The organism is Streptomyces sp. KL116D (assembly GCF_030766975.1).
GTDB lineage: Bacteria > Actinomycetota > Actinomycetes > Streptomycetales > Streptomycetaceae > Streptomyces > Streptomyces longispororuber_A.
In genome coordinates this window covers 69,775-81,415 of the sequence record NZ_JASERH010000149.1, presented here as the reverse complement: position 1 = coordinate 81,415, position 11,641 = coordinate 69,775, and the positions used below count along the sequence as shown (strand labels likewise).

Sequence of the window (11,641 nt, the reverse complement as noted above, 5' to 3'; positions counted from 1 at the left end):
ACGGTCGGCCCGCCCACCCGCACGGGAGTGGCTCAGTCGAGCCGCTCGAAGAGCGCGAACAGCTCCTCGTCGCTGGCGTTCTCCAGGTCCCCCTCGTCGGAGGCGTCGGCCCCGGCCGGGCCGTCGGCCGCCTCCTCGGCGGTCCTCAGCAGCTCGCGCAGCCGCGCGGTGATCCGGTCGCGGGCCTCCGCGTCGGGACCCGCGGACTCGATGGCCGCCTCCAGGCCGGCGAGCCCGGCGAGGACCGTGTCGGCGGGCGACGCCTCGTCGACGGCGATCTCGGTCCGCAGGTAGCGGGCGAGCGCCTGCGGCGTCGGGTGGTCGAAGACGAGCGTCGCGGGCAGCTTCAGGCCCGTCGCCTCGCGGAGCCGGTTGCGCAGTTCCACCGAGGTGAGCGAGTCGAACCCGGCCTCGTTGAACGCGGTGTCGGGGCGGACGCTCTCCGGACCGCTGTGCCCGAGCACGACCGCGGCCTGCGCCCGCACCACGTCGAGGAGCAGGGCCTCCTGCTTGGCCGCGGAGAGCCCGGCGAGCCGGTCGGCCAGCTGCCGCCGCTCGCCGCCGGCGCCGCCGGCCGACTGCGCCTGCTGCCGGCCGGCGCGGACCAGGCCGCGCAGCAGGTGGGGCACTCCCCCGCCCGCCGCCGCGTCGGCGCGCACCGCGCGCGCGTCCAGCTTGAGCGGGACGAGGAGCGCGTGCTCGGAGCCCAGTGCGGCGTCGAACAGCTCCATGCCCTCGGCGGACGGGAGCGCCAGGACTCCGCCGCGTCCCTCACGCCGGCCCATCCGGGTCCTGGTGACGTCGTCGATGTTCCCCGCCATGCCGGTGACCTGCTCCCACGGCCCCCAGGACAGCGAGAGTCCGGGCAGTCCGGCCGCGCGGCGGTGGGCCATGAGGCCGTCGAGGAAGGCGTTGGCGGCGGCGTAGTTGCCGCTGCCCGCGCCCATGAAGACGGACGAGGCGGAGGAGTAGACGACGAACGCGTCGAGGTCCAGGTCCCGGGTCAGCGCGTCGAGGTGGCGTACGGCGTCGACCTTCGGCGCGAACACCGTGGCGAGGCGCTCCGGGGTCAGCGCCCCGATCACCCCCGGGTCGAACACGCCGGCCGTGTGCACGACGCCGCGCAGCGGGCGGTCGTGCGCGATCGCGGCCAGCAGCGCCTCGACCTGGGTGCGGTCGGAGACGTCGCAGGCCACGGCGGAGACCGTCGCGCCGAGCCCGGTGAGGTCGGCGACGAGTTCCGGCACGCCTTCCGCGTCGGGGCCGCGGCGGCTGGCGAGGACGAGGTGGCGCACGCCGTTGCGGGCGACGAGTTGCCGGGCGGCCAGGGCGCCGAGCGAGCCGCCGCCCGAGACCAGCACGGTCCCGTCGGTCCTGAACACCTCTGTCGTACGGGCGTCCTCGGCGGCGACCCGGGCGAGCCGGGGCACCGAGAGGACGGTGCCGCGCACCGCGACCTGCGGTTCGCCGCCGGCCAGCACGTCGGCGAGTACGGCGTCGAGCGCCGGTTCGACGCCGCCGTCGGCAGCGGGGTCGGTGTCGAGCAGGACGATCCGGTCCGGGTTCTCGGACTGGGCGGCGCGGACCAGACCCCACACCGCCGAGCCCGCCGGGTCGGTCACCGCGCCGTCACCCGCGGCCACCGCGCCCCGGGTCACGACCACCAGGCGCGACTCCTCGGCGCCGGAGGCGCCCAGCCAGGCCTGGACCACGGCCAACACCCGTGAGGTCAGGGCGAGTACGGCGTCGTCGCTGTCGCCGCCGACGGCCTCCAGGACCACGGCCGCCGGGACGCCGCCGCCCGCGGTCAGGGCCGTCGTGTCGTCGGCCGAGGTCACCGGCACCCACGGCGGCGCGGGCTCCGGGCCCGCTGCCGTGGGCAGTTCGGTCCACTCGACCGCGAACAGGGAGTCCCGGTTCTCCCGGGCCGCCGTGGCACCGAGCTGCTCGATGGACACGGCGCGCATGACCAGGGCGTCCATCGTCAGGACGGGGCGGCCGGTGTCGTCGGCCGCCGCGACCGTGAGCGCGTCCGCGCCGTCCGGTGCGACCCGCACGCGCAGCGCCGAGGCGCCGGCGGCGTGCAGGACGAGACCGTTCCAGGAGAAGGGCATCACCGGTTGCCCGGCCGACTCCTCGTCGGGGGCGTCGGCCGTGGCGAACGTCCCGGCCTGGAGGGCCGCGTCGAGCAGCGCGGGGTGCAGGCCGAAGCCGTCGGCCTGCTTGCGCTCGTCGTCGGGCAGGGCGACCTCGGCGAAGAGTTCGTCGCCGCGCCGCCACACGGCACGTACGCCCTGGAAGACGGGACCGTAGGCGTAACCGCGCTCCAGGAGCCCTTCGTACAACTCGCCTGTGTCCAGCTCCACTTGTTCGGCGCCGGGCGGGGGCCAGGCGGCGAAGTCGAAGTCCGTGGGCGGGTTCGTGGCCGTGGCCGAGAGGAGTCCGGTGGCGTGCCGGGTCCACGTCTCGCCGCTGCCGTCACCCTCACCGTCGGGGGCGTCCTCGCGCTGGGAGTAGATCTCCACGGTGCGCGTGCCGTTCTCGTCCGGTCCGCCCACGGCGACCTGGACGCGTACGCCGCCCTGCTCCGGCACCACCAGCGGCGCCTCGGTCACCAGCTCGTCCAGCACCCCGCACCCGGCCTCGTCACCGGCCCGTACGGCCAGCTCCACCAGCCCGGTCGCCGGGATCAGGACCAGGCCGCCGACGACGTGATCGCCCAGCCACGGGTGCGACTTGAGCGACAGGCGCGAGGTGAAGACCAGTCCGTCGGACTGCGGCAGCCGGACCAGCGCGCCGAGCAGCGGGTGGTCGGTCCCGGCGAGCCCGAGGGACTTCGCGTCGGTCTGGTCGGGGGTCGTGTGCAGCCAGAAGTGCTGGTGGTCGAAGGCGTACGTCGGCAGGTCGAGCCGCGCCTGCCCGGCCGGGAGCACACCGCTCCAGTCCACGGGGACGCCGTGCACGAACAGCTCGGCCATCGAGGCGAGCAGCCTGCGCAGACCGCCCTCCTGGCGGCGCAGCGAGCCGGTCACGACGGTGCCGGCGTCCGCGTCCGTGCCGTCGAGGATCTCGTTGACCGGCTGGACCAGCACCGGGTGGGCGCTGATCTCGACGAACGCGCCGTGCCCCTGCCCGACCAGGTCCGCGATAGCGGGGCCGAACTTCACCTGGCCGCGCAGGTTCCGGTACCAGTAGCCGCCGTCCAGGACGCCGGCCTCGTCCACCCAGCCGCTGGTCACGGTCGAGTAGAAGGGCACGAGCGGTGCCTGGGCGCTGACCGCCGACAGGGTCTCGGCGAGAGTGGTCCGGATGTCTTCGACGTGGCGGGTGTGCGAGGCGTAGTCCACGGCGATGCGTCGGACGCGGACACCGTCCGCCGTCAGGGCGGCGAGGGCCTCGTCCAGGGCCTCGGCGTCACCGGCGACGACCACCGAGGTCGGGCCGTTGACGGCCGCGACCTCCACGCGGTCCGCCCAGCGCACGAGCCGGTCCGCCGCCTCGCCCTCGCTCAGCGCGACCGACGCCATGCCGCCGCGCCCTGCCAGCTCGGCGGCGATGGCCTGGCTGCGCAGCGCGACCACGCGGGCCGCGTCCTCAAGGGACAGCGCACCCGCGACGCAGGCGGCAGCGATCTCGCCCTGCGAGTGACCGACCACGGCGTCCGGCAGGACACCCACCGACGACCACACGGCCGCCAGACCGACCATCACCGCGAAGCTCGCGGGCTGGAGCACGTCCACGCGCTCCAGCAGCTCGGGAGCCGCCTCGCCGCGCAAGACGTCCACCAGCGACCAGTCGATATGAGGGCTTAGCGCGGTCGCGCACTCGGCGATCCGCTCCGCGAACACCGGCGACGAGTCGAGCAACTCCCGCCCCATACCGGCCCATTGGGACCCCTGCCCCGGGAAGACCCACACGACCTTCCCCACCGCACCGGACGCGGAACCGGAACCGGATCCCGACCCGGCCGCCACGACTCCGGCGGCACTCTCGCCACGAGCCAGCGCCCGCAACCCGGCCAGCGCCTCCTCGCCCGACCCGGCCACGACCACGGCCCGCTCCCCCAGCAGGGTGCGCCCGGAGACGAGCGACCCGGCCAGCGACGCGAGGGATGCCTCGCCCGCGGCGGACTCCACGAAGGCGGCGAGGCGCTCGGCCTGGCCCGCCAGCGACGCGGTACTGCGCGCCGACACCACCAGCGGCACCACGTCCGCGGAGACCAGCGGCTGCGAGGTCTCCTCGGTGGGCGTCGCGTCGTCGTCCGGGGCCTCCTCCAGGATGAGGTGGGCGTTCGTGCCGCTGACGCCGAACGACGACACGCCGGCCCGGCGGAGTGTGCCGGTGCGCGGCCAGTCGCGTGCCTCGGTCAGCAGCTCCACCGCGCCCGCGGTCCAGTCGACCTGCGCCGTGCGCCGCTCGGCGTGGAGCGTCGGGGGCAGTACGCCGTGCCGCAGTGCCTGCACCATCTTGATGACGCTGGCGACGCCCGACGCGGCCTGCGCGTGCCCGATGTTCGACTTCAACGAGCCGAGCCACAATGGCTGTTGGGGGTCGCGGTCCTTGCCGTACGTGGCGAGCAGCGCCTGCGCCTCGATCGGGTCGCCGAGCGCCGTACCGGTGCCGTGTCCCTCGACGACGTCGACGTCCGCGGGCGACAGGCCCGCGTTCGCGAGGGCCTTGCGGATCACGCGCTGCTGGGACGGGCCGTTCGGGGCCGTCAGGCCGTTGGAGGCGCCGTCCTGGTTCACCGCGCTGCCGCGCAGCACCGCGAGCACCTTGTGGCCGCGTTCACGGGCCACGGACAGGCGCTCCAGGAGCACGACGCCCACGCCCTCGGACAGGCCCATGCCGTCCGCGCCGTCCGCGAACGCCTTGGACCTGCCGTCACCGGCCAGCCCGCGCTGGCGCGAGAACGCCATGAACGTGGCGGGGGTCGCCATCACCATCGCGCCGCCGGCCAGCGCCATGGAGCACTCGCCCTGGCGCAGCGCCTGCGCGGCCAGGTGCATCGCCACGAGCGAGGACGAGCAGGCCGTGTCGATCGACACGGCCGGGCCCTCGAAGCCGAAGACGTACGAGACGCGGCCCGACGCCACGCTCGACGCGAGGCCCGTGCCCGCGAAGCCCTCCACCTCGGGGGCGATGGTGCCGGTGCCGTAGCCCTGTCCCGAGACGCCGGAGAACACGCCGACGTCCGTGCCCTTGAGCGCGAACGGGTCGATGCCCGCGCCCTCCAGGGCCTCCCACGACGTCTCCAGGAGGAGGCGCTGCTGCGGGTCCATGGCGAGGGCCTCGCGCGGCGAGATCCCGAAGAAGCCGGGGTCGAACAGGCCCGCGCCGCGCAGGAATCCGCCCTGGCTGACGTACGAGGTACCGGCGTGGTCCGGGTCCGGGTCGAACAGGCCGTCCAGGTCCCAGCCGCGGTCCTCGGGGAAGTCGGAGATCGCGTCGACCCCGTCGACGACGAGCTTCCACAGCTCGTCCGGCGAGGTGACGCCGCCCGGCAGCCGGCAGGCCATGCCGACGACGGCCAGCGGCTCGTCCGTGTCGACGGTGCCGGTGACGGCGGGCCGCGCCTCGGGTTCGGGCGCCGCGACCTCGTCGAACTCGCCGCGCAGATAGCGGGCGAGGACCAGCGGGCTCGGGTAGTCGAAGACGAGCGTCGGGGGCAGTTTGAGGCCGGTCGCCTCGCGCAGCCGGTTGCGCAGCTCCACCGAGGTCAGCGAGTCGAACCCGGCCTCGTTGAACGCGGTGTCCGGGCGGACGGCGCCCGCGCCGCTGTGGCCGAGGACGACGGCGGCCTGGGTGCGCACCAGGTCGAGCAGCAGTTCCTCCTGCGCGGCGGCCGTGAGCCCGGCGAGCCGGTCGGACAGCTGCCGCTCCCCCGCACCGCTCGCGGCGCGGGCCTGCTGCCGGCCGGCCTTGACCAGTCCGCGCAGCAGGTGCGGCACCGTGGCGCCGGCCGACGCGTCGGCCCGCACGCCCTTCAGGTCGAGCTTGACCGGGACGAGGAGTGCCTGGTCGGAGGTGAGGGAGAGGTCGAACAGGTCCATGCCCTCGGCCGCGGATATCTCCAGGACACCGCTGCGTCCTGCCCGCGCCTGGTCGACGGCGCTGAGGTGGCCCGCCATGCCGAGGGACTGCTCCCACAGGCCCCAGGCCAGGGACAGTCCGGGCAGTCCCGCGGCGCGGCGGGCGCTCATCAGGCCGTCCAGGAAGGCGTTGGCGCCCGAGTAGTTGCCCTGGCCCGCTCCGCCGGAGAGACCGGCCACGGACGAGTAGACGACGAACGCGTCGAGGTCGAGGCCGCGGGTCAGTTCGTCGAGGTGGCGTACGGCGTCGGCCTTCGGCGCGTACACCTTGGCGAGGCGCTCGGGGGTGAGGTCCGCGATCAGTCCGTCGTCGAAGACGCCGGCCGTGTGCACGACGCCCCGCAGGTCGGGCACGGAGGAGAGCAGTTCGGCGAGCCGGGACCGGTCGGAGACGTCGCAGGCGACGACCGACACGTCCGCACCGGCCTCGACGAGCTCGGCCGTCAACTCGCTTACTCCGTCGGCCTCCTGGCCCCGGCGGCTGGCGAGGACCAGCTGTCGTACGCCGTGCCGGGCGACGAGGTGCCGGGCCACGACGCCGCCGAGCGAACCGCCGCCGGAGATCAGGACGGTGCCGTCGGGGCCGAACGTCGCGGGCCGGTCCGCGGTGCCGCCCGTGGGGCGGGCGAGCCGGGGGATCGACATGGCCGAGTCGCGGATGGCGATCTGGGGCTCGGCGGTGGCCGTCACGGGGCCGAGGACGTAGTCGATGACCGAGTCCACGCCGCCGTCGGCGGTGGGGTCGGTGTCGAGGAGGACGAGCCGGTCGGGGCTCTCGGACTGGGCGGCGCGGACGAGTCCCCACACCGCAGATCCGGCCGGGTCGGTCACCGCGGTCCCGCCCGCTGCCACGGCCCCGCGGGTCGCGATGACGAGCGTCGACTCCTCCAGCGCGTCCGCGGCCAGCCAGGCCTGCACGACGCTCAACACCCGTGCGGACAGGGCGAGTACGGCGTCCGCGGAGCCCTCGGTGTCCCCGCCGACGGCTTCCAGGACGGCGACGGCGGGTGCGGCGCCGCTCGCGGCCACGGCCGCCACGTCCTCGGCCGACGACACGGGCAGCCAGGACGGCGGCAGGTCCGAGTCGGGCGGCGCGGGCAGCTCGGTCCACTCCAGCCGGAAGAGCGCGTTGGCGATCGCCGCGTCGACCGGGGTCTCCAGCTGTTCGGCGGAGACGGCCCGGGACACGAGCGAGTCCAGCGTCACCACCAGGCCGCCGGCCTCGTCGGCCGCCCGGACGGACAGCGCGTCGGGCCCGTTCGGCGCGATGCGCACGCGCAGCGCGGCGGCGCCCGCGGCGTGCAGCACCAGGCCGTTCCACGCGAAGGCCAGGACCGGCGCCGCGGACTCGTCCGCCGTGTTCCCGATCGTGGCGGCCTGCAGAGCGGCGTCGAGCAGGGCGGGGTGGACGCCGAACTTCTGTGCTTCCGCGCGGAGTTCGTCGGGCAGGGCGACCTCGGCGAAGACCTCGTCGCCGCGCCGCCACACCGCGCGCACGCCCTGGAAGGCGGGCCCGTAGCCGTAGCCGCGGTCGACCAGGTCGGCGTAGAAGTCGCCGACCTCGACCTGCTCGGCACCGGCCGGCGGCCAGGCGACGAAGTCGGCGTCGGAGTCGGTGCCGGTGTCCTGTTCGGAGGGCGCGGGCGACAGGGTGCCGGTGGCGTGCCGGGTCCACGTCTCGCCGCTGCCGTCGCCGCCGCCGTCGGGGGCGTCCTCGCGCTGGGAATAGATCTCCACGGTGCGCGAGCCGTTGTCGTCGGGCGCGCCGACGGCGACCTGGACGCGTACGCCGCCCTGCGGGGGCACCACGAGCGGCGCCTCGATCACGAGCTCTTCCAGTGCGCCGCACTCCGCCTCGTCACCGGCGCGCACGGCCAGCTCGACCAGTCCGGAGCCGGGCAGGATGACGACGTCGCCGACGGCGTGATCGCCGAGCCAGGGGTGCGACTTGAGCGACAGGCGCGAGGTGAAGACCAGACCGCCGGACTGCGGCAGCCGCACCACGGCGCCGAGCAGCGGGTGCCCGGCCGTCGCCTGCCCGAGGGACGCGGCGTCGGTCGCCGTCTCCGTCTCGTGCAGCCAGTAGTGCTGGTGGTCGAAGGCGTACGTGGGGAGGTCGACGCGCGCCGCCGTGGCACCGGTGGTTCCTGCGGGCAGGACCCCGGTCCAGTCGACCCGGACGCCGCGCACGAACACCTCGGCCATCGACGTCAGCAGCCGGCGCAGGCCACCGTCGTCGCGGCGCAGCGAACCCGTCACGACGGTGCCCGTGCCGCTCTCGTCGAGGATCTCGGTGACCGGCTGGACCAGGACGGGGTGGGCGCTGATCTCGATGAAGGTGCCGTGGCCCTGGCGGACGAGGTCGGCGACGGCCGGGCCGAACTTCACCTGGCCGCGCAGATTCCCGTACCAGTAGCCGCCGTCGAGGACGCCCGCGTCCTCGACCCAGCCGCCGGTCACGGTGGAGTAGAAGGGGGTGGTGGGGGCCTGGGCGTCGATGCCGGACAAGGTCTCGGCGAGAGTGGTCTCGATGTCCTCGACGTGGCGGGTGTGCGAGGCGTAGTCCACGGCCACCCGGCGGACGCGAACACCGTCCGCGGTGAGGGCGGCGAGGGCCTCGTCCAGGGCTTCTGCGTCACCGGCGACGACCACCGAGGTCGGGCCGTTGACGGCTGCGACCTCGACGCGGTCCGCCCAGCGCTCCAGCCGGGTCACCGCCTCGTCCGCGCTCAACGCGACCGACGCCATGCCGCCGCGACCTGCGAGGTCAGCCGCGATGGCCCGGCTGCGCAGCGCCACCACCCGGGCCGCGTCCTCCAGGGACAGCGCACCGGACACGCACGCCGCGGCGATCTCACCCTGCGAGTGACCGAGCACCGCGTCGGGCCTGACCCCGGCCGAGGACCAGACCGCGGCCAGGCCCACCATCACGGCGAAGCTCGCGGGCTGGACGACGTCCACGCGGTCGAGGAGTTCCGAGGCAGCCTCGCCGCGCAGGACGTCCACCAGTGACCAGTCGACGTACGGAGCGAGTGCGGCAGCGCATTCGGCGATCCGGTCCGCGAAGACGGGCGACGAGTCGAGCAGCTCCCGCCCCATGCCCGCCCATTGTGAGCCCTGACCGGGGAAGACCCACACGACCTTCCCCGCCGTCCCGGTACCGGCGACGACTCCAGGCGCACTCTCGCCGCGAGCCAACGCCCGCAGCCCTGCCAGCGCCTCCTCCCCCGACCCGGCGACCACGACCGCGCGGTCGGTGAGCATGGCCCGCTGGGAGACCAGGGACCCGGCCAGTGCCGCCAGCGAAGCCCCACCGGCACCGGACTCCACGAAGGCGGCGAGGCGCTCGGCCTGGCCCGCCAGTGACGCGGCGCTGCGCGCGGACACCACGAGCGGCACCGCGCCACCCTGGTCCGCGACGGGCTCGGGCGCCTCCTCGGCGGGTGCTTCCTCCAGGATCAGGTGGGCGTTCGTGCCGCTCACGCCGAACGCGGAGACGCCCGCACGGCGCGGGCGGCCGTCGGCCGGCCAGTCGCGTGCCTCGGTCAGCAGTTCCACCGCGCCCGCCGACCAGTCGACCTGGGAGGTCGGGGCGTCGACGTGCAGGGTCGCGGGCATCACGCCGTTCCGCAGCGCCTGCACCATCTTGATGACACCGGCGACACCGGCGGCGCCCTGCGTGTGCCCGATGTTCGACTTCAACGAGCCCAGCCACAGAGGCTGTTGGGGATCACGGTCCTTGCCGTACGTGGCGAGCAGCGCCTGCGCCTCGATCGGGTCGCCGAGGACGGTGCCCGTGCCGTGGCCCTCCACGACGTCCACGTCCGAGGCGGCGAGACCGGCGTTGGCCAGCGCCCCGCGGATGACGCGCTGCTGGGCGGGGCCGTTGGGGGCGGTCAGGCCGTTGGACGCGCCGTCCTGGTTGACGGCGGAGCCGCGCAGCACGGCGAGGATCTTGTGGCCGCGTTCGCGGGCGACGGACAGCCGCTCCAGGACGACGACGCCGACGCCTTCGGCCCAGCCGGTGCCGTCGGCGCCGTCCGCGTACGCCTTGCAGCGGCCGTCGGTGGCGAGGCCGCGCTGGCGCGAGAACTCCACGAAGGCACCGGGGTTGGCCATGACGGTCGCGCCGCCGGCGAGGGCCATCGAGCACTCGCCCTGCCGCAGCGACTGCGCGGCCAGGTGCATCGCGACCAGCGAGGACGAGCACGCCGAGTCGACGGTGACGGCCGGGCCCTCGAAGCCGAAGACGTACGAGACCCGGCCCGACGCCACGCTCGTGGAACCGCCCGTGCCCGCGAAGCCCTCCAGCTCGGGCGTCACCACGCTGGCGCCGGGGGCGACGTAGCCCTGGCCGAAGAGGCCGGTGAACACACCGACGTCGGCGCCCTTCAGCGACACCGGGTCGATGCCCGCGCTCTCCAGCGCCTCCCACGACGATTCGAGGAGGAGCCGCTGCTGCGGGTCCATCGCGAGGGCCTCGCGCGGCGAGATCCCGAAGAAGCCGGCGTCGAACAGGCCCGCCTCGTGGAGGAAGCCGCCCCGGTCGGTGTAGGAGGTGCCCGCGCGCTCGGGGTCGGAGTCGAAGAGTCCTTCCAGGTCCCAGCCGCGGTCCTCCGGGAAGCCGGTGACGGCGTCGCCGCCGTCCCGGACGAGCCGCCACAGGTCCTCGGGACCCGCGACCCCGCCCGGCAGCCGGCAGGCCATGCCCACCACGGCCACCGGCTCGCGGGAAGCGTCGATGAGCCGGCGGTTCTGCTGCTTGAGCGAACCGACCTCCTCGAGCGAAGCCCGTAGCGCCTCGACGACCTTTTCGTACGACGCACTCACTTGAGTTCCCCAATCTTTCCGGTGTCGTGGAGTCAGTTGTCGCCGAGCGCCAGGTGCACGAGGTCGTCGACGTTCAGGTCGGCGATCACCGTCTGCTCCCCGGCGTCGTCCGGCGCGGCGGCCGCCGGTTCGCCGTTGCCGAGGGCGGCGAGTCCGACCAGGGCCTCCATCAGTCCGGCCTCCCGGAAGCGGGCCAGCGGGAGCGAGGCGAGCGCGTGGCGCAGCCGCACCTCGTCCACGTCGGTACCGTCCGTGCCGCCGTCCGGGACGAGTTCGGCGTGCAGGTGGCGGGCCAGGGCCTGCGGGTTCGGGTAGTCGAAGACCAAGGTGGCGGGCAGCTTCAGGCCCGTCGCCTCGCGGAGCCGGTTGCGCAGTTCCACGGCGGTGAGCGAGTCGAATCCGGTGTCCTTGAACGCGATGTCCGCGGGGACCCCGTCCGCTCCCGCGTGGCCGAGCACGACGGCGGCCTGGGTGCGGACCAGGTCGACGAGGACCTCTTCCTGTTCTGCGGCGGCGAGTCCGGAGAGGCGGCGCAGCAGTGCGCCGTCCCGGGCAGTACCGGCCTGCGCCTGCTGCCGTCCCGCGCGGACCAGGCCGCGCAGCATGTGCGGCACTCCGGTGCCGGCCGCGGCGTCGGCGCGCACGGCCCGCAGGTCCAACTTGGCGGGCACCAGCAGGGATCGGCCGGATCCGACGGCGGCGTCGAAGAGCCGCATGCC

Annotated in this window: 1 protein-coding gene; it reads right to left on the bottom strand. The window is 74.8% G+C overall.

Annotation, left to right across the window (positions count from 1 at the left end; all coding sequences use genetic code 11):
* Nucleotides 1-32: 32 nt before the first annotated feature.
* Nucleotides 33-11,603: a type I polyketide synthase gene (locus tag RBJ77_RS58695; RefSeq protein ID WP_372352479.1), complete on the bottom strand. Its 11,571-nt coding sequence runs from the start codon at nucleotides 11,601-11,603 to the stop codon at nucleotides 33-35.
* Nucleotides 11,604-11,641 lie beyond the last annotated feature (38 nt).